This is a genomic window from Paraneptunicella aestuarii, assembly GCF_019900845.1.
In the GTDB taxonomy this organism is placed as follows: domain Bacteria; phylum Pseudomonadota; class Gammaproteobacteria; order Enterobacterales; family Alteromonadaceae; genus Paraneptunicella; species Paraneptunicella aestuarii.
Genome location: NZ_CP074570.1, coordinates 1,290,392 through 1,309,028, shown reverse-complemented (window position 1 = coordinate 1,309,028; position 18,637 = coordinate 1,290,392). Strand labels below are relative to the sequence as shown.

The 18,637-nt window shown below is 43.5% G+C and carries 20 protein-coding genes and 2 tRNA genes; 4 read left to right on the top strand and 18 right to left on the bottom strand.

All coding sequences use genetic code 11. The features are described from left to right. Positions 1–26: 26 nt before the first annotated feature. The 11 genes from KIH87_RS05515 to KIH87_RS05465 all read right to left on the bottom strand — a co-directional run bounded on the left by KIH87_RS05515 (position 27) and on the right by KIH87_RS05465 (position 10,673). Positions 27–524 carry a YcgN family cysteine cluster protein gene (locus tag KIH87_RS05515; RefSeq protein WP_232360537.1) on the bottom strand — a complete coding sequence of 166 codons (498 nt, stop codon included), beginning with the start codon at positions 522–524 and terminating at the stop codon, positions 27–29. A 4-nt stretch (positions 525–528) separates the two neighbouring features. After that, complete coding sequence (locus KIH87_RS05510) at positions 529–1,266, bottom strand: fumarylacetoacetate hydrolase family protein (protein ID WP_332460731.1); 738 nt, start codon at positions 1,264–1,266, stop codon at positions 529–531. Beyond that, positions 1,211–1,546, bottom strand: coding sequence for a YcgL domain-containing protein (locus tag KIH87_RS05505; protein ID WP_232360536.1), 336 nt, complete (start codon positions 1,544–1,546; stop codon positions 1,211–1,213). The genes KIH87_RS05510 and KIH87_RS05505 overlap by 56 nt, the downstream gene beginning before the upstream one ends. A 102-nt stretch (positions 1,547–1,648) precedes the next feature. Then, positions 1,649–2,818: a ribonuclease D gene (gene rnd / locus KIH87_RS05500; RefSeq protein WP_232360535.1), complete on the bottom strand. Its 1,170-nt coding sequence runs from the start codon at positions 2,816–2,818 to the stop codon at positions 1,649–1,651. 7 nt (positions 2,819–2,825) lie between these two features. Beyond that, positions 2,826–4,475 carry a long-chain-fatty-acid--CoA ligase FadD gene (gene fadD, locus KIH87_RS05495; RefSeq protein WP_232360534.1) on the bottom strand — a complete coding sequence of 550 codons (1,650 nt, stop codon included), beginning with the start codon at positions 4,473–4,475 and terminating at the stop codon, positions 2,826–2,828. Between the two features lie 259 nt (positions 4,476–4,734). Continuing rightward, positions 4,735–5,577, bottom strand: a complete 843-nt coding sequence (locus KIH87_RS05490) for an alpha/beta fold hydrolase (protein WP_232360533.1) — start codon at positions 5,575–5,577, stop codon at positions 4,735–4,737. Between the two features lie 133 nt (positions 5,578–5,710). After that, positions 5,711–6,412 (bottom strand): Slp family lipoprotein, encoded by a 702-nt coding sequence (locus KIH87_RS05485; protein WP_232360532.1) that lies wholly within the window; start codon positions 6,410–6,412, stop codon positions 5,711–5,713. A gap of 226 nt (positions 6,413–6,638) precedes the next feature. After that, positions 6,639–6,968, bottom strand: a complete 330-nt coding sequence (locus KIH87_RS05480) for a hypothetical protein (protein WP_232360531.1) — start codon at positions 6,966–6,968, stop codon at positions 6,639–6,641. Between the two features lie 177 nt (positions 6,969–7,145). Next, a complete protein-coding gene (tsaB, locus tag KIH87_RS05475) occupies positions 7,146–7,859 on the bottom strand; it encodes a tRNA (adenosine(37)-N6)-threonylcarbamoyltransferase complex dimerization subunit type 1 TsaB (RefSeq protein ID WP_232360530.1) in 714 nt (237 codons plus the stop codon). Further along, entirely contained in the window at positions 7,859–9,775 is a 1,917-nt protein-coding gene (locus KIH87_RS05470) for an ATP-dependent DNA helicase (protein ID WP_232360529.1), read from the bottom strand. The genes tsaB and KIH87_RS05470 overlap by 1 nt, the downstream gene beginning before the upstream one ends. Before the next feature lie 10 nt (positions 9,776–9,785). Further along, on the bottom strand, positions 9,786–10,673 hold the full coding sequence (locus KIH87_RS05465; RefSeq protein WP_408635801.1) for a sulfite exporter TauE/SafE family protein: 888 nt from the start codon (positions 10,671–10,673) through the stop codon (positions 9,786–9,788). 286 nt (positions 10,674–10,959) lie between these two features. Here KIH87_RS05465 and KIH87_RS05460 point away from each other — a divergent pair, with 286 nt between their 5' ends. From KIH87_RS05460 to KIH87_RS05450, 3 genes are all read left to right on the top strand, one after another. Continuing rightward, positions 10,960–12,318 (top strand): saccharopine dehydrogenase family protein, encoded by a 1,359-nt coding sequence (locus tag KIH87_RS05460; protein ID WP_232360528.1) that lies wholly within the window; start codon positions 10,960–10,962, stop codon positions 12,316–12,318. Between the two features lie 219 nt (positions 12,319–12,537). Continuing rightward, positions 12,538–12,798: a type II toxin-antitoxin system ParD family antitoxin gene (locus tag KIH87_RS05455; protein WP_232360527.1), complete on the top strand. Its 261-nt coding sequence runs from the start codon at positions 12,538–12,540 to the stop codon at positions 12,796–12,798. Continuing rightward, positions 12,782–13,081 carry a type II toxin-antitoxin system RelE/ParE family toxin gene (locus KIH87_RS05450; RefSeq protein ID WP_232360526.1) on the top strand — a complete coding sequence of 100 codons (300 nt, stop codon included), beginning with the start codon at positions 12,782–12,784 and terminating at the stop codon, positions 13,079–13,081. The genes KIH87_RS05455 and KIH87_RS05450 overlap by 17 nt, the downstream gene beginning before the upstream one ends. 545 nt (positions 13,082–13,626) lie before the next feature. Here the strand turns inward: KIH87_RS05450 and KIH87_RS05445 are convergent. The 7 genes from KIH87_RS05445 to KIH87_RS05415 all read right to left on the bottom strand — a co-directional run bounded on the left by KIH87_RS05445 (position 13,627) and on the right by KIH87_RS05415 (position 17,715). Further along, positions 13,627–14,331: a competence protein CoiA gene (locus KIH87_RS05445; RefSeq protein WP_232360525.1), complete on the bottom strand. Its 705-nt coding sequence runs from the start codon at positions 14,329–14,331 to the stop codon at positions 13,627–13,629. A gap of 101 nt (positions 14,332–14,432) precedes the next feature. Next, the gene (locus tag KIH87_RS05440) at positions 14,433–15,062 is read right to left on the bottom strand and encodes a hypothetical protein (RefSeq protein WP_232360524.1); all 630 of its coding nucleotides are present in this window, start codon (positions 15,060–15,062) and stop codon (positions 14,433–14,435) included. Between the two features lie 664 nt (positions 15,063–15,726). After that, positions 15,727–16,017, bottom strand: coding sequence for a type II toxin-antitoxin system RelE/ParE family toxin (locus KIH87_RS05435; protein WP_232360523.1), 291 nt, complete (start codon positions 16,015–16,017; stop codon positions 15,727–15,729). Further along, positions 16,018–16,281, bottom strand: a complete 264-nt coding sequence (locus tag KIH87_RS05430; RefSeq protein ID WP_232360522.1) for a type II toxin-antitoxin system ParD family antitoxin — start codon at positions 16,279–16,281, stop codon at positions 16,018–16,020. It lies immediately after the preceding gene. A gap of 315 nt (positions 16,282–16,596) precedes the next feature. Continuing rightward, positions 16,597–16,673 (bottom strand) — tRNA-Arg (locus KIH87_RS05425). Between the two features lie 27 nt (positions 16,674–16,700). Then, positions 16,701–16,777, bottom strand: a tRNA-Arg gene (locus KIH87_RS05420). A gap of 158 nt (positions 16,778–16,935) precedes the next feature. Next, positions 16,936–17,715 (bottom strand): hypothetical protein, encoded by a 780-nt coding sequence (locus KIH87_RS05415; RefSeq protein WP_232360521.1) that lies wholly within the window; start codon positions 17,713–17,715, stop codon positions 16,936–16,938. A 436-nt stretch (positions 17,716–18,151) separates the two neighbouring features. On the opposite strand from KIH87_RS05415, the gene KIH87_RS05410 reads away from it, so the two are divergent. Next, positions 18,152–18,553, top strand: a complete 402-nt coding sequence (locus KIH87_RS05410; protein ID WP_232360520.1) for an OsmC family protein — start codon at positions 18,152–18,154, stop codon at positions 18,551–18,553. Positions 18,554–18,637 lie beyond the last annotated feature (84 nt).

The following is an 18,637-nucleotide window of genomic DNA, read 5'->3' as shown; positions in this document are numbered from 1 at the left end:
GGCTTCTGAGAGGCTCTTAAAATAAACTAATCCAAATCAGCCAACGGCCAGGACACGATGTAATTTTCAAACTGTTGTAAATCGACATCGTGTTCATATACGGTCTTACCACGCACCGACATTCCCGCTTTATGCATCTTGCTCTTGGCTCCTTTATGCAATAAAGGATGCCAGGAAGGTAATCCTCGCCCTTCATGTAGACGACGATAAGTGCAACTTGGAGGCATAAAGAAAATACTGTCCAGATTCTCCCTGGTCAGCTTGACACAATCAGGCACCAGTTGTGAACGCTCTGTGTATTTGGTGCAACTACAGGTTTTCGTGTTGAGCAAACTACAAACAATATTGGTAAAGATAAGCTGTTCACCATCCTTAAGCTTATCTGTACTTTCCTGCTCTTCGACATCATCGTCTTCAATAAACTTATGCAGGCAACACTTGGCACAGCCATCACACAAAGATTCCCACTCTTCCCGGGTCATCTCGTATAAATCTTTCTCTTCCCAAAAAGCACTCGTTGACATGTAACTAACCCACTTGAGTGACAACGTCGATTAATAAATCAGAATTTGAATTATAAAGGCAAGCATGAAGCTTATCGCCGCCATTAAGCGCACCAACGCCCTTTGGCGTTCCCGTTAACACGACATCACCCGGACACAAGGTAAACACAGTTGTAATTTCCCGAATCAGCGCCAGGCAATCCGTTAACATCAGGCTTGTGTTGCCTGTCTGACGGCGTTGCTGGTTAACATCGAGAGTAAAATCCAGATTTTGCACATCATGAATATTGGCAAAAGGCACAAAGGCAGACAGCGGGCAGCTATTGTCAAACGCCTTGGCTCTTTCCCAAGGATATCCTCTCTCTTTAAGCTCTGATTGCTTGTCACGAAGCGTTAAATCAAGCGCTAATCCAACCCCCCAAATCGCCTTGTAAAGCTCGTCATCACTCTTCGAGTGTCCAACAGGCAAGGTTTCAGCAATGAGTAACGCGACTTCTAATTCATTATGACAGAGCGAGTTATCAGGGAGTCGTAAGGCATCGGTTATCTTGCACATGGCTGTGCTGGGTTTGATAAACAATAATGGCTCGTCTGGCACACTGTTGTTCAGTTCCTGAATGTGATCGGCATAGTTGCGCCCCACACACACGGCCTTGCCCGGAGTAAAAGGCAAAGTAGAACCATCATAATGATAATGCTGGTACATGTTAGTTTGCTCTGCTTTGCTGTTGCGCTTCTTGCGCTTGCTGCTGGGCTTCTTCAAATGCCTGCTCCGCTTTTTGCATCGCCTTATGCATTTCCAGCATATTTTCTTCTTGCTTTGGCAACTGCAAATAGAAACCTTTTTCCAGTAAGTCTGACTTCACCAGTTCAACGTCGGCTCCCGCCAACTGACGCTCAGGTTTTAAAGCAAGGCTAAGCACGTGAACAGGTTTACCAAAAGTCTGCATCAACGCTTCTGGCACACGAGAAAAATCATCTCGTTTCTCGATATATAAATAGGTCTCACTGCGTTTGGGACTTTTATAAACTGAACAGAGCATCTTGATTCCAATGATTCAAATAAAAAACAGCCGGATTATACAAGATGGTTTCTCATTGGGCGATATCTCTTATTTGGGCATTTTTCCTGTTTGAGAGCCCTATTATTTGGGAGGTATCTCGGCAAGCACCTTAAGAACCTGATCGTAAACCAGCTCTTTTCTCCAGCCCAAAGCTAAATCAGGCACAATGCCGCTCGCAGTAAATTCGTTAATAGAAAACCAGCGCCATTTAAGCAATTGATTTACCTGATTTTTAGACGCAAACACTTCCGCCTTAATGCCATTTTCTTCCGCAACCTCAATACACACATGACGCACAGCGTGAAGGGCTTTTTTGTAGTTTGCCCGCTCACTTAAGCGTTCAACCGGAGGCGGATAACTTTCAGGGGAACTATTCAGTGTGTCCTGAATAATCTGGATTATCTGATCGCCGTACAAGCGTGTTTCTTTACCACCGAGGCAATGCAATGCCGATAATGCTTTTTTATCCGTCGGCAGATGACGAGCAACCTCAAGCAACTCATGTTCACGAACCACAAAATTCAACGCGAGGTCTTTGCTACGAGCCATCTCAACTCGCCAGGCAGCCAATGCTTTTAATGCAGCCAGCGTTTTACCCTGTAGTTGCCAATTATTCTTAATATTCAAATATTGATATTCGGCAGGTAATGGATGGCTTTTCTTGTTAGCAAGCTGAGCCATTTCAGCAAAGACCCATGAGGCTCGATCCTGCCCAAGTTCCTGAGTATAATCCTGAGCTTGCAGCTTTTCTCGCAACATAGGATATAACTGATACAGATACGTGACATCGTTGGCAGCATAATCCAACTGCTTTGGGCTTAATGGACGCTGTAGCCAGTCGGTGCGAGACTCACCTTTATCCAGTTCAACATTAAGCATATCCGAAACCAGCTTGGCATAGCCCAGCGACGCACCTTCGCCACTTAAGCCTGCCGCAAACTGAGAATCGAACAGAGGCGCAGGCATGGCTCTCATGTGATGCCAGAACACTTCCAAATCTTCGGAACAGGAATGCAGTACCTTAACCACATTTTCAGCCGTTAATAATGCAACAAAGCTATCCCAGTTTGAGATAGCCAATGCATCAATGAGAGACAATTGCTTGCCATCAAATAGCTGAATTAAACCTAATTTGGGGTAGTAGCTGCGAGTACGCACAAACTCTGTATCCAGAGCGACATACTCGCAGGTTAATGCTTGCTGACAACACTCATCCAAGGCTTTCTGAGTGTCTATATACAGATATTCCATGAGTAACTTAACGTAACTCCCTTCTTAGGATCTTACCCACGTTAGACTTGGGTAGTTCTTCTTTGAATTCAATTAATTTAGGCACTTTATAGCCGGTTAAATGCTTACGACAGTGCTCAATCACCATGGCTTCGGTTAATCCCGGATCTTTTTTCACTACGAATAACTTAACCACTTCCCCCGATACTTCGTGAGGCACACCAACAGCCGCAGCTTCAACCACTTCTTCCATCATGGCGGCCACTTCTTCGATTTCATTAGGGAACACGTTGAAGCCAGAAACCAGGATCATATCTTTCTTACGATCAACGATGTAGAAGTAACCTTCTTCGTCACATTTGGCGATATCACCCGTAGCCAGCCAACCGTCTTTCAGGATTTCTTCCGTCGCTTCCGGGCGATTAAAGTAGCCCTTCATCACTTGTGGGCCTTTCACGAACATTTCGCCCGCTTCACCCATAGGAACTTCATTGCCTTCATCATCAATCAAACGAATGTCGGTAGAAGGAAGAGGCACACCGATAGAACCTTTATATCTTTCCAGATCCGGCGGGTTTACTGTCACAACCGGGCTACATTCAGTTAAACCATAACCTTCCAATAACACTCTGCCCGTCACTTCATGCCAACGCTCAGCAACAGGTCGTTGTACTGCGGCACCACCGCCCAATGCCAGTTTGAAATTGGAAAAGTCCAATTCCTTAAACCCGGGAGTATTCAATAAACCATTAAACAAGGTGTTCACACCCGTCATCATGGTGAATGGGTTCTCAGACAACTCTTTCACGAATCCCGGCATATCTCTTGGATTGGTGATCAACAGGTTGGCACAGCCAAATTTAACAAAAGTCAGGCAGTTAGCGGTCAAGGCAAAGATATGATAAAGCGGCAACGCCGTTACAATCATCTCCTCACCTTTATCAATGAGTAATTCCAAAAAGCTTGAAACCTGTTCAAGATTACCCACCATATTACGATGAGTCAGCATAGCGCCCTTTGAAACACCCGTTGTACCACCAGTGTATTGCAAGAAGGCTAAATCGTCGCCGTGCAATTCAGGGCGCTGATATTGTGCGCGAGCACCTTCTGACAAGGTAGACAAGAAGCTTTTCGCTCCCGGCAACGAAAACTCAGGCACCATCTTCTTAACGCGCTTGATCACAAAGTTCACGAGCCAGCGTTTGGGAACTGGCAACATATCACCAATTTGCGTCGTCAAGACTTGTTCAACCGGTGTATCAGCCACCACTTCCGCCAGGGTATGAGCGAAGTTTTCCACAATAACAATGGCTTTGGCACCGGAGTCATTTAATTGATGCTTTAATTCACGATTGGTATACATGGGGTTAACATTCACAACCACCATACCAGCTCGTAATACACCAAATAAGGCAATAGGATATTGCAGTAAATTCGGCATCATAATGGCGACAGCATCGCCTTTTTTCAGACCACTACTTTGCAAATACGCAGCAAACTGTTTACTTAGTCTATCCACTTCAGAAAACGTCAGGCTTTTCCCCATATTAAGGAACGCGACTTTGTCAGCGTACTTCGCCACCGCTTCTTCAAAGATATGCATAACGGAAGGACATCGATCGGCATTGATTTCCTCGGCTATACCTTCTGCGTAATTCTTAAGCCATATTTTTTCCACAGTTTGTGCTCCTGAGTGTTCTTGTTATAGCTGCAACCTGCTCTTTGGTAGGATTTTTTATCGGGTTTTCAACTTTAAGTAGAGGATAGTAGCGAATGGCTTAATAAAGTTAAATGGAAAATACTACCCACACGGCAAAAAATACGGAATTCGGGCATATTTAGTCACGGTTTTCTAAAATTTCGCTAACTCAATTGACCAAATATGCAACAATTCATTAACCAGGACGATCGCTCATGAAAATTCAACAACCCCCAAGTTAAATTTCCTGAAAAAATTCTTTAATTTTTTGTGCCACTTCCTGGGGATTATCCATATGCAAATGATGCCCGCCTACACACTCGGTACTACGAAAGTTTCTAATCAGATATTTCTTGTTTGCCTGAATCGGTTTTAACTCATCAAACCCCTGTTTCCCCAAAATGGATAAGGTAGGGCATTCGATACCACGCAAGAAGGCATCCGCTTGAGGTTCAGTCAAGCGAAGTGAAGACAGGGTGCGCAAGCGGCGATCGGTACGCCACTCAAAGCCATCATCGCTATGCTTGATATTGCGACGCATCAACAGCTCTGCCGATTCTCTCAGCATTCTTCCAGCCATTAAACGAGCCTGTACGGCTTGTTCTATAGAAGTGGGTTTACTCGTGGGTTTAATATTCACGTCCAAACGGCTGCGAATTGAATCTCTCAACTGCTGCGGACTGCTTTCAGGCTCTTTGGTCAAGGCACCAAAAGCTTCCATTAACACTAGTCCTTTCACTAACTCAGGAAAGCATGCCGCATAAGCTCCCGCCAGAATGCCGCCCATAGAATGCCCAAGAAACAGAATATCCTTCCAGCCTTGGGATTCAATCAAGGAATGCATATCAAAGATATTATCCAAAATATGATAATGCGCACCTTGCGCTCGATGCTCAGATTTTCCATGCCCGGCGAAGTCCAGAGCCACAATGTAATAATCTTCCAGATACTGCGACAAAGGGATAAAACTGGCAGCATTGTCTAACCAACCATGTGTTGCAAAAATGATGGGGTTAGTTGGATCTCCAAATCCCAGTCCGGTCAGTCTGATATGCCCAAGGTCAAAAGAAAGTTCTTGCATGAAAATATCTATGTTTAGCTCAACCAAAAAAGTGGCAGCAGTGTACCCCGATACATGTGATGAAACATCTATCAAAGCGCAAAAAGCGGCAATCTTTTGCCGCTTTATTAGTTCGATTTCTTATATAAGTGCTTTACAGCGGAATGACTTTGCCGCCTTTAGGCTTTTCCAATTCCTTTCTCATCGAATCAATAGTTGATGGCTTCGATGATGGCGGAGGAGGTGGTGGCGGAGAAGTGCGTGAATCATTTGAACGATTGTTATCACGATTATCCGGATAATAATTCGGATGACGGTGTTTAATAATCACTCGTTGATGGTACGGCCAACTGCGCCAACCATACCAGCCCCCCCAATAAGAGTAAGGCCATACAGAAATAGTTGTAACATCAACGCGGTCTATCTCTTCCCACAGGTAATACCCTTTTGCCTGTAACGTTGGGTACATGTATTTATGCTCACCAACAATGCCCTCTTCCATGCCAATCACCTCACCAGAGAAGGTCATGCTGCGCCCTTTCTGATACACCATAGGATCAAGGAACCCCTTCACATAAACCCGGAAACGCCCAATACTTTCATTTCCAACAACAGGACGACCATAGCCACGAAGCGGATAGTAAACCATCTCCAGCAAGGTTTTATCTTGCAGGTTTTGCACTTCTGCCACTACCCCACCCCATTGCGCCAAAGCACCTTTGGAACCCTCAGGGTTAGCCATGACTTGTTCAAAAGGAATAGTTTGAGTTTCAGGTGGCAGCTGAACCGATTCGGGAAATGAAGCACACCCGGTCAATAGAAGAAAAAAAGATAATGCGAATAGCGTTTTAAACATGAGCGCGAGCTCCTTTGATGCTTGCAAAAATTCTGAACTCAGGAAAATGAAACGACGTTACCAGAGTACAATTTCTTAAGTATTTGCCGATTAGAATGAAAGTAACCTGAATTCTCGTCGAGAGATTATAGCGTTACCCGAACGGAGACATGCTAGCGATTTTTTGTAAAAAACTGTCTTAATAGTGCGAATTTATTGTGATGATAGAAGGAAAACAAGGCACAGATTAAACGTAAGTATCAACACCCATTAGTTGCTGAATTTCCTCGCGGCGAGCTTCTTTGTATAAGCTCTGATAAGCGGAAATAGCTTGCTGGGCTTTTGCTCCCGGCTGGTCTCGATATTGTTCATCAAAGCCCTGCTTTTGACGAAATTTTTCAGCCTGTTCAAATACTTGAGTGTCACCACTACGCACCACTGCCTGAAACTTGGGAAGTTCAGCATTTTGTTTCTGCTCTTGTTGTTGACGGACATCCGACTCCCTTTGCGGCTCTTTGACCGAGGGAGTAACAACAATGGCATTTTGTGATGCAACTAATGAGGATTCTATTTCCACTCAATAACCTTAAAAAATCGCATTTCTAATAGGCTAGCCTATGTTTATCAACTGCTATCCTGTTTATTTAAAAATTAAAACAACCTGCTTAAAGCGATCAATAACGGACTCACTAACATTTGGAAAGCACAGCAAAAAACATTCCAACACGGCATATTATGCCTATTGCAATCGAAATTACTCCCTGCCAGGCAGCTTCTTCCAGGTCACTTTATCACGTAAGTAAACAGGTTCGATTTCGTCTATCGATAAGGTTTGTTTAGAAGAAATCAATAACTCAGCCAATGGCAACATATACTCTGCATTGGGGTAAAGAATATCAGTTTTATTATTTATTTCAGTATGTTGAACGCCATATCCATGTAATTCTTCATACGCATCCCACCCAGTTCCAACAGGGTAAAAATCACCGGTATTCAATGAATTATCCTGTATTAACTGCACGGCTTCACCGGGTGATAAAACCTGCTCGTCTCCCTGTAATTGCATAATGCCATTTTGATCCGCTTGATAAACCCCGATATACACCTCCCCCATGCGGGCATCAATGGCAGCCACCACGGTGCTTGCCTTATGCTTGTTATAAGCTTCTTGAGCCATGGCAGCCAACGTTGAAATAGCCACAACAGGCACTTCGGCAGACATGGCTAAACCTTGCACCATTCCTGTGGCAATACGCACACCCGTAAATGAACCAGGGCCACGTCCAAACCCGATATAATCCAAATCCGCCACCTGCAAATTTGCTCCTGACAATAGCTCTTCCACTCGCCCCAAAATCAACTGGCTATGTTGTTGCGGGGAAACAGAAAACTGAGCTGTAACATTGCCATCAGCACTCAACGCAGCAGAACACGCCTCGGTTGCAGTATCAATTACCAGAATATTCATTACTTGGTCATATCCTTTAAAAATTTCAGGGTTTCTTTCAGGTCTCTCGTGCGCTTCATATTGGGTAAACTACGCAAGAAAATATCGCCATATTCTTTCGACACCAAACGATTATCACATATCACCAATACTCCTTTGTCGCTGGTGTCACGAATTAATCGGCCAGCCCCTTGCTTAAGCGTGATAACGGCTTGTGGGATCTGTAAACGAGCAAAAGGGTTCGCCCCCGAGCGGCGGCAATCCTCAATACGCGCCTGTAAAAGTGGATCATCCGGTGTGGCAAAAGGCAGTTTATCAATCAGAACACAGGTAAGATCATCACCACGCACATCAACACCTTCCCAGAAAGCACCCGTGGCACATAACACGGCATCTTTTTCTTTTAGATAACGTTCCAACAACATGCGTTTACTGGTTTCGCCCTGTACTAAAAGAGTGTTTTTAATTCGTTTCGATAACAAGGCCGAGACTTTACGCATCATGTAATGGCTGGTAAACAGCAGAAAACAACGTCCGCCACTGGCTTTTACTACATCCTTGGCGATGTCACACAAAGCCTGAGCCATTGACTCATGATTCGGCGCAGGCAAATAGCGTGGCACGCATAGCACGGCCTGATTGGGGTAATCAAAAGGACTTGGCAAGATCATATCGACCGAGTCTTCCAAGCCCAACTGACGCTTTAAATGCTCAAAGTCATTGTCCACACTCATGGTGGCAGACGTGAACACCCAGGTGCGCGGTGGTGATGTCACCATTTCATTAAATTTTTTAGCAATACTCAAAGGCGTTAAATGCAGCACAATATGCTTGGGTGTGGTCTCATACCAAAAACTCACGCCATTACGCTCAACATCGGTTAAGCGTCCCAAACTGGCGCGCAACTGTGCCGCACGTTCAAACATCTGATCCAGTGCTTTTTCACGCCCCAAATGCACTTTGATGACTTCATACAATATATCAAATGCCGATTCGATTTTCTCAATCTGTGAAGTAATTTCCGGGCGGTTCATCATGACTCGCCAATTGCCTTTTTCCGGCGTATCCGGGAACAGAATGCGCAGGTCAGCACTTGCCATCAGTAGCTTATCCGCCGCTTTAGAAAGCTGGTCGGCATCTTTCAGCACTGTACGTTGCAACATTTCAATATCTTTGCAAAGCTCATGAATCTGACGGCTGGAAGCCGCTTCACCAAAATATTCAGTGGCAATGTCCGGGATCTGATGCGCTTCATCAAACACAATACAGTCGGCTTCAGGAACCAGCTCGCCAAACCCGGTATCTTTCAAGGCTAAATCAGCGAAAAACAAATGATGGTTGACCACAACCAGATCCGCGTCCAGCGCCTGCTTACGAGCCTTAACCAGATAACATTCTTCATAATCAGGGCAATCTCGTCCAAGGCAGTTATCGACGGTTGAGGTGACATAAGGCAATACACTCGCGCCTTCCTGAATACTATGCAACTCACCCACATCACCGGTTTTGGTGCTGGTTGACCATTCCTTTACCTGAGTTAACTCAGATAGCGTTTGCTTGTCGTAGAAAACATTGCCATGACTATGCTGACGCAAACGAAACAGGCACAAATAATTGGAACGCCCTTTTAATAAAGCGGTGTGTTTGTTCGAACCCAAAGCCTTTTTAACCAGCGGCAAATCACGATGGTAAAGCTGCTCTTGAAGCGTCTTGGTTCCAGTTGAAACAATGGCTTTTTTGCGAGAAGAAAACAATGGCGCTAAATAGGCAAAGGTCTTGCCTGTACCAGTCCCGGCCTCTGCAAGTAAAATCTGATTATTCTTGATAGCCGTCTCGACAGCCTGTGCCATTTCAACTTGCGGTTTTCTCGGCTGGAAGCCTTCAATTGCTTGCGCCAAAGCGCCTTCTGCCGCGAAGATGTCCTTTACTTTTTGCATGAACTATCCATCAAACCGGCACAGAAACGATACCTGAAAACAACACCCAACTGGCGAAGAACAGTTTTAAATTGGTAGCAGAAAAATACAAAACAACGCGTTTTGCCAACACGCCCCCCACAACAGCCCCCAAGCCGGCAAAAGCTACCAATGGCCATATAACAGCCTGGCTTACAAGCAAGTGATACATCACTCCGCCCCAAACGGTAAAACCACTAAGAACCACAGCGCACGCAATGGAAAAAGAGGTATCAAAACGGCGGAAAATAAGATAAATCGCAACCAATTCACCTACCCCAACAGACAACCAAGCCGTGATAACACCGCCAATCAAGCAAATCAGGGGCAACATAACAATATCCAAACGGGATAAAACCTCTCGATTATTATCGCGTTTCAGTAATGGCACACTGGCAAAAATCGCCAACGCCAGAACAATAGAAAACATGGCAAACGTTTGATGTAAACTCTTGGGTTCAGCCCATTCCAGCCACTGGGTAGTCGTTAATGAAAGCAATGAAAAAGGAATGGTTAATAGCAAAATGGGGAGCAAAGACTGCCACTGCGAGTTAGTGGCTTTGTGTGTGCGATAAAAGCTCATCCAGGTAATTGAACCGGCTGTCATACCAAAACATTGAATTGCAAAACTGGTCGCTAAAATATTCTCAGGAGCAAATTCCAAATGTGCGAAAAAAGGCACGAATACAACGCCACCACCAGCGCCAGTAGAGTTCGCGAAAATAGCCCCGATAACACCAAGGAATGCATACATTCCATAGTCAAAAAATAGAGCAATCGGTTCAGCGGCAAAGAAAAGAAAAACCGTCAGCCAAATAAAAAATAACAACGCTCGCCATTTATTTACTGTGAGTCTGTTCACTGCGAGTCTGGAAAACAGGCTAAACGCATTGTGTTGGGGAAGTTCAGGTTTCAAATAAGACCCTCTACTATTTATCGGACGAATTTTACGACCGGGATTCTATCATAGATAACCACGGATTCTACGAAGGATATGCGCTTAACAAACACAGTGCCACATCTTCTGAAAAAGTGTAGCTCATGACCAATAATGAATAATATTCATTGGCAACAGATTGTTATTAAATAGCTTACATAGCATGCTTGTACGAGCTAAAAACTGACCTCATAATAGGTCAAATCGCCTAAGCATATTGGGATACATCATGACGGATAACAACAAAGACAATCAAAGCAACGAAGTTTCAAAAGCCCAACCCATCGAAACCGAAGCAGAAACGACAGTAAACCCTCAAATTACAGACGCAGTGACTGAGGTTAATACACCAGAAGCACCAGAGCCAAAATCCCAATATGATTTCGTTCTGTTCGGTGCCACCAGCTTCGTAGGCAAAATCCTGTGCGAATACATGAGCAACCAGTACAGCTCACAAGAAGTGAATTGGGCCATTGCCGGACGCTCACAAGCAAAGCTGGATGCCCTGAAAAGCGAATTGGGTGATAAAGCGAGTACCATTCCCCTCATCGTTGCCGACGCTGCTGACGAAGCCAGCTTGCAGGCCATGTGCAACAGTACCAAAGTCGTTGTCTCCACCGTTGGCCCTTATGCGCTGTATGGAGAGCCATTAGTGAAAGTGTGTGCAGAAACTGGCACCGACTATTGCGACCTGACAGGCGAAACCCAGTGGATAGCCGCCATGCTGAAGAAGTATGAAGCAAAAGCGAAAGAAACCGGGGCTCGCATTGTTAACTGCTGCGGTTTTGACTCCATTCCTTCCGATCTGGGCTTACTGTTTTTACAAGAACAAGCTCATGAACAATATGGCGAATACTGCTATCGCGTAAAAATGCGCGTTAAAGCCGCCAATGGCGGATTCTCAGGCGGCACAGTTGCCAGCTTGATTAATGTTGTTAAGGAAGCAACGGAAAACCCTGGTTTACGTAGAGAACTAGCCAACCCTTATGCATTATGCCCAGACGGCCATCACTTTTTCGTACATCAAGCCAGTAATGGCAGCGCCAAATTTGATAGCGATTTTAAACGCTGGATCGCCCCATTTATTATGGCAGCCATCAACACTCGCATTGTTCATCGCAGCCACGCATTATTAGATGGCAAATACGGCAAAAATTTCCAATATGATGAAGCCATGCTAATGAAGAGCAAATGGGTAGCCAAGGCGACATCCTTTGCCCTCAATGCCTTTATGCTAGGTGCAGCCATAAAACCCGCTCGCGCCATTTTAGAAAAGTTCTTTTTGCCCAAACCCGGCGAAGGCCCCTCCAAAGAAGAGCAAGAAAACGGCTTCTTCAACTTACAGTTTTTTGGCGAAACCGCAGGTGGCAAAACCCTGCGCACCAAAGTCACAGGAGACAGAGACCCAGGCTACGGCTCAACCGCAAAAATGCTGGCAGAAACCGCGATTTTCTTTGCCAATATGGAAGGCAACAATAATACCGCAGAGAAACAAGGCGGATTCTGGACACCTTCCAGCCTATTCGGTATGCCCTTGGTAGAACGTTTGCAAGAGAAAGCCGGGCTGACATTTGAGAAAGTGGATTAAGCAGTCATGAGAGAGAACGGTTTTATTAATCGTTCTCTACTATTCAGGCATAGCAAAAACAATTTAATCAGTAAAACCGTACTTCGCAGCTTATTTTTCTATACCTAAATTCCATGTAATGGCATTCGTCCCCACGTTTCAGCAATATTTATCATTGAATATTAATCAACTTGTTTTATATTCAATATTATTAAATATGAATAATTAGAGAATACTGAAATGGCAACAACCAGTTTATCTTTAGGCGAACATTGGGAAGTCTTTATTAAAAATGAAATTGCCAGTGGTCGTTATGGCTCTGCGAGTGAGCTTGTACGTGATGCTCTACGCACATTAGAAGAGCGCAACACAAAGCTTGAAATATTGCGTCGACACTTAGCAGAAGGAGCAAGCCAAGCGGAACGAGGCGAATTCGTCAACGAATCATTGGATGAAATGCTTGGGGCATTTAAAGCGGAACGCAATGCCCAGAAAAATTAACATCACACCAAGAGCTAGAGCTGATATGCAAAATATCTGGCTTTACACTGCCCAGCATTGGAGTGAAGACCAAGCCGATAAATACATTGGTAGACTTTATAACAAGCTGCAAATTCTGAGCGAAAATCCATTACTGGGGAAGCATCGCAAAGATATTGCACATGATTATTATTGCTCCCCTAATCAAGAACATCTTATTTTCTATCTTATCCGTGAACAAAGCATTGATATTATTGGTGTACCGCACCAGCAAATGGATATCGTGCGATACTTTGAAAATTAATATTTAACCTCAGCTGCGTATTCCCCCTGAATTTGGCAATGCATATTTCAATTTTGGGGTTCGACGAACCTTCAAGTTATTCACTCACCTTTAATACATTTAAAAGGGAAACATATTTCGACACACTGACTTAGTCGCTTCTTGCGATAAACCCTCAAGTATGCAGCGATTATGAAGAGCATCTTAAAAGAGAAAAAGTTTCAGAAACAATAATTGTTGCGATAAGACGTATTGTAGAGAAATGAAGTAGTAGTTCCATCAAACTCAAAGCTAAAAACAGGAAAGGATTAAGAATAAATAAGAAGAGAATGACGCACCAAGAATTAGAAAATTCGAAAGAAATTTTTGAAGTGCTTCATTCTTGGGAGCGGATTCCCAAAGACAGAATGCCAGACCGTCAAGCACAATCTTGAATTGTAGAAGCGAATGTTGTTTTTTTAGCCTCTCCGGTTATCACTACACTTGTTGAGTGATGATTTGGAGAGCACTTGTGCCACAGTAACCTATTTATTGATCGGCTTTCGGGACAAAGCGGACGTTACGATTTATTGAATTCTCCAACCTTCAATGGAATAACAAAACCTTCCATTAAGAATGCAATCTATCCACCAACTACTGCTAGCTGAAAAGAAACCAGGGGCTTTAATTTGCTCATTTTCTTCTGACTCAAACCAAACGATTGGGAGTGAAGAAATTTGATTAACCCCAGATGCTACTTTCTTCTCTTCTGGAAAAATATTGCCAAACTCTTCTTTAATCCGATATTTTGCAATTGATTTAGAGACTGTTACGAAACGAGGCTTATACAAAATCCAGTAGCATTCCACATTAGACTTTTCATATCTTTTCTGCCTTTTAAAGTAATCCCTCAGGTGTTGATATGAATGCTGAATTTCAAAAGCAATTTTTCTATTTGAGTGCTCGAAATATATATCTGCCTTCCATTTTTCTGTGGCTTTTCCGCCTGACACCTCGCTCCTCGCATTTATAGATTTTTGACGTAGTTCCTTAACTAGAGATTCTTTTGCTTGAATGTGCCATATCGTTTCTGGTGCTGTGGCACATTCATCAGAATAATGTGCAAAAAACTTCAATCCATTGGGGCTAGTCTTCAGTATTGCAGGAGAGCGGCAGCAAGGCATTAAAAACTCACCAACCACATAATCTTCCTTTAGCATCTCCCATTCATGATCACTGAAGTTTGATGCAACAAAAAACTCTCCATGATTATTTATTGCTATTCCAGTCATTTTAGCCTCATATTATTGAAATAAGAAACCCCAATATATTGGTAGAATATCAGTCTTGTTTTCAGCAATTCTACTTAATCATTTTCGGCACTAAGCGGACGTTAATCTTTTAGCGTGCGTAGTAATTCATACCCGATTTGTCTAATTGCAGGATAGATTGGGATGTTATCGTAACCTCTTTTAATACCTGAATTAATTCCAGACAAACAAGAACCTCCAGACCATGAATGCCTAAAAGCATCATAATTCTTTTTAACTTTCTTGTCGAAATGTGCCCCACCGTCTTTATTTGTTACGTTAAGAACTAGGTCTTTTCTAGTTAATGTCGATTGTTCATTGACAAATATACCTTCTTTTTCCCACCATTCATTGAAACTAAGATATTTACCTTGCTCTTCTGTCGAAAAGTATTTCCCATAGCATAAGGGAAGGTATTTAGCTTCTCCGCCAACGCCATCCTTTACGCCGATATTGACTCTTCTAACCAGCCCTAGGTGAACACATTCTCTTGAATCTTTGAGGTTGGTGCTAAAGAAATTTTCTTTACTTTTATTAAGATGAGTTAATAGGGACGTGCTATTTTTTGTATCATGAAGCAGGACTCGTATTGCCGTACTTATTGGTAAAGCAAGAACCTCCTCATTTTTAGAGTCGTAGCATTCGCATAGGACTGTTATCAGGTGCAAAAACTCATAAAACTTATCGTCTAATTTGTTATCTACATCGCTCACCCTAGTCTCCTTTTTGATGTACCTTTATTATAAATCACCTCAACTAACAACGTCCCCTCTGGGGACAAAGCTGACGATTGTGATTGTTACCACCAAAAGGCGAAAACCACAAAGCATAATAGATTTATCTATTATCCTTTTTGACCTCAAAGGCGAACTATTCACAACTCTAAATCGCAATATAAATCAGGCACTTCTAGTAGCAGGATGCTGAGGTATTTGAGGGTTTGAACTTGGGTGGCGTGACCGAATGCTTTAATGGGCAAGGTGACGCTGGCGCGGTTGGCGATGCGTTGACAAACTGGCACGTTAAAATATGCAAGCCCCGTGTTTTGCGTAAGCTATGCGAATCATAGTTACCTTGTAGTCCAGCTCCATTGCTCCATTTATTAGCAAGGTTTGTAACCGCAGGAACGCTGAGGGCTTGGCCTATGCCGCGCTGTGATAAGAACAAAGGCGATGCATGTTCATTCGCAAGTGGAGTGATGTCTCAGTCAATTTTGAATGGCTTCAAGCGTTACGCCGTTGAGCACGATTGAGCGATATTCGTTGCACCTGGATTGCTGCACGTCGAGCGCGTCATCAACCCAGAGAAACGCAACTTGCCCAACGTTTCATCAGTACAATTATAGGGCGAAAGGATAGAGGAATTAATAACGCCAGATTAGAGATGGCCTGATTTCAGCATTCTTTCATGCAGGATTCGGATTACATGGATTTTTGATTTTGAGACACGATAGAAAACACAGTGTTTTGCAACCGTAAGCTGACGATAGCCCGTTTTCAGATCATCACGCGCAAAACCTAACTGAGGGTTTTCGGCAATAGAGGTAATTCCTGCACCAAGCTCATCATAATACTGCTCTGCTCGTTCCAGTCCCCACTGCTCAATCGAATGTATCAGGATTTTCTTGAGATCGTCCTTGGCCTTGACCTGAATATGAATTAACAGCATTTACTTTGAAAGTTCCATTTCCTTGAGCGCCTCACGTTTAATAGCTTCGAGATCAAACACACCGGCATCACCACTTTCTTCACCTTCACGCAAAGCAGCACGCAGTTGCTCAAGCTTGGAAGCAGAACGTTTTTCTTCCATCAGGCGTAGCGCATCCCTTACTACTTCACTGGCTGAGGCATAGCGCCCATCTTCTATTTGTGCGGCGATAAAGGCATTCCAGTGCTCACCAAGGCTTAAAGTTTGTGTTTTTGCTTGTGACATGGTTTCACCCCAATAAATATGAATATTTCTTACATTGTCTTATAGGTTAAAGTGCGCAAAAAGTAAATGCGCTTTAGAACACCGGTATCCGATGCGAGCCATGAGATTAATCGACAAGGATTCAATGCCTTTGTACTCTTGCAAGCGGCTCTTCATCATTATCAGAAACATTTCGGCCGTAGCCTATCGTAGCGATGTGGCAGTTTAGGAAAAGCAATATAACAACAGAGGTTTTCGAACTTTTTCAAAATCGGCAATTGCAGAGCCACTAAGGCATTGCTGGGATATGAGGGAAATAATAGCGAAAATAGAAAATGGCGCGTGTGGAAGGATTCGAACCTCCGACCGCCTGGTTCGTAGCCAGGTACTCTATCCAGCTGAGCTACACACGCGCAGAAAAGGAGTTAAAGAATAAGAAATGGCGCGTGTGGAAGGATTCGAACCTCCGACCGCCTGGTTCGTAGCCAGGTACTCTATCCAGCTGAGCTACACACGCGCTGTCTTTTCTTTAATGCAACTTGGATGATATCTGTGAACGATTCAGTTCTCAAGTGCGGTGCGCATTGTACATTTCAATTAAATTAAATCAACTATTAATTCAGTGAAATTTCGCTAAATCTTGTTCAACTATTAATTAATAGTCAATTTGCTCTTTTATTGAGCTCGAAGATAGCGTCGTAACGCTCGATGCAATCGTTTCGAGGCTCGCATCTTGGAACTGTGGTCAGCGTGCAGTCCGTCACCAATATGTTCCATTCCCTGCCAAACATCAATTACGGTAACGCCGTTTAATTGCTCCATTTCAGTTTCATAAATGGATTTGTACAAATTGTAGTTAGCTTCTGAGGCCACTTTAAAGCCCGGTGAGATCTGAGAGTAGATTTCTTCGACCAAAGGCAAGTCTAGTCGATCATAATCGATCAATCTGGTGATGAATACTTTCACATTGGCAGCTTGTAGATACTCGATAGCTTCTCTTACATTCGCAACCGTGATGTTCAGTACATCCTGCTCATCACACAGTCCAGCGATAGAATGTAAACAATCGTTAAAGTGAAAGATAACCGCCGCTTTTAGATGAACACCATCGTTCCATGTAGTTGTGTGTTCAACTAACCGTTTAGCTTGTTCCAGAACACTCAAATAACCATTCTGGCCGTTAGTTGTCGCCCCAGCTTCCGCTACTTCGCGATAAACAATACCCTTGGCCTGATGAATACTGCGCGCTTTCATATAGTCAGCCAAGCCTCTAAAGGAAGAGCCATTTAAAGCAGTAAGGCCGATTGTGTTAAAAGGAGATGTTTCCGGGTCGACTGAACTAGCGCCGATTAATCCCACTACGGGATTCGTGTAATCGGGGACTATTTCATCAGCGTAAGCCGAAAACCAGGAAGTAAATATTAGAAGTAATAGCGATGAGAAAACCTGTTTCATATACCTTTATCCTTTGCATAATTAATTCGATCCTGACGTCAACATCTGACATATCTGCAACATCTGAGCGCCATCATAAAGCCATTGCTATATCTGTATAGTCATGGAATATATGCTTGGCAAGTTAACTCACAAAATATGCGCAAAAATCAGGAAAACAGCATTAAATTACCTGCAATTGGCATCTAACTTACCCAAAAATATCGGCACATAAATTATATTCTGAATCAACATATTCACATTTGTGAAGCTGCACTTTTCATTGCTGTAAACATTTAACCTGATAGGTTTACAGGGAATTGCTCAGCAAAACAGCTTCAACTCATTCCCTTAATGAGCCTTTTGGGGATATGATTCTGGTGTTTATCTATTGGGTAAATGCATTCAGCCCAATTTTTCCATTAACCAATAAAAAATTAGAACGCAGGATTTTCTCATGCAAGCAACAGTGAAATGGCAACACGATTTACTTTTTGAAGGAACAACGGAAAACGGCAACAAGGTGCTTCTGGACGGTCAGAAGAAAGTGTCTGCTACCCCCATGGAAATGGTGTTAATGGCCACAGGAAGCTGCTCTTCTATCGATGTAGTTAATATTCTGGAAAAAGCGAAACAGGAAGTCACCGGCGTTGAAGTAAAACTGGAAGCCGAGCGTGTCGATGCGGTTCCGGCGGTGTTTAAAACCATGCACTTGCACTTTATTGTTCGCGGCAAAGGAATTTCTGAAAAACATGTTGAAAGAGCGGTCAATTTGTCTGCCGACAAATATTGCTCTTTGTCCATCATGTTGGGTAAATCTGTCGAGATAACTCATAGCTTTGAGATCATCGAAGAATAGACAGCGCTGCCGTCAAGGCTTGCTCTTTTTTCCAGATAGAAATGCAGCAAGCCTTAAATAAACCTTTCAATTTCAAATGAATTC

What these genes read in the sequence shown, in the direction of transcription:
- KIH87_RS05505 (WP_232360536.1), bottom strand. Translation starts at nt 1,546, where the DNA reads ATGCTCTGTTCAGTTTATAAAAGTCCCAAACGCAGTGAGACCTATTTA.
- KIH87_RS05460 (WP_232360528.1), top strand. Translation starts at nt 10,960, where the DNA reads ATGACGGATAACAACAAAGACAATCAAAGCAACGAAGTTTCAAAAGCC.
- rnd (WP_232360535.1), bottom strand. Translation starts at nt 2,818, where the DNA reads ATGGAATATCTGTATATAGACACTCAGAAAGCCTTGGATGAGTGTTGT.
- KIH87_RS05455 (WP_232360527.1), top strand. Translation starts at nt 12,538, where the DNA reads ATGGCAACAACCAGTTTATCTTTAGGCGAACATTGGGAAGTCTTTATT.
- KIH87_RS05490 (WP_232360533.1), bottom strand. Translation starts at nt 5,577, where the DNA reads ATGCAAGAACTTTCTTTTGACCTTGGGCATATCAGACTGACCGGACTG.
- KIH87_RS05435 (WP_232360523.1), bottom strand. Translation starts at nt 16,017, where the DNA reads ATGCTGTTAATTCATATTCAGGTCAAGGCCAAGGACGATCTCAAGAAA.
- KIH87_RS05450 (WP_232360526.1), top strand. Translation starts at nt 12,782, where the DNA reads ATGCCCAGAAAAATTAACATCACACCAAGAGCTAGAGCTGATATGCAA.
- KIH87_RS05515 (WP_232360537.1), bottom strand. Translation starts at nt 524, where the DNA reads ATGTCAACGAGTGCTTTTTGGGAAGAGAAAGATTTATACGAGATGACC.
- KIH87_RS05485 (WP_232360532.1), bottom strand. Translation starts at nt 6,412, where the DNA reads ATGTTTAAAACGCTATTCGCATTATCTTTTTTTCTTCTATTGACCGGG.
- KIH87_RS05445 (WP_232360525.1), bottom strand. Translation starts at nt 14,331, where the DNA reads ATGACTGGAATAGCAATAAATAATCATGGAGAGTTTTTTGTTGCATCA.
- tsaB (WP_232360530.1), bottom strand. Translation starts at nt 7,859, where the DNA reads ATGAATATTCTGGTAATTGATACTGCAACCGAGGCGTGTTCTGCTGCG.
- KIH87_RS05470 (WP_232360529.1), bottom strand. Translation starts at nt 9,775, where the DNA reads ATGCAAAAAGTAAAGGACATCTTCGCGGCAGAAGGCGCTTTGGCGCAA.
- KIH87_RS05430 (WP_232360522.1), bottom strand. Translation starts at nt 16,281, where the DNA reads ATGTCACAAGCAAAAACACAAACTTTAAGCCTTGGTGAGCACTGGAAT.
- KIH87_RS05415 (WP_232360521.1), bottom strand. Translation starts at nt 17,715, where the DNA reads ATGAAACAGGTTTTCTCATCGCTATTACTTCTAATATTTACTTCCTGG.
- KIH87_RS05410 (WP_232360520.1), top strand. Translation starts at nt 18,152, where the DNA reads ATGCAAGCAACAGTGAAATGGCAACACGATTTACTTTTTGAAGGAACA.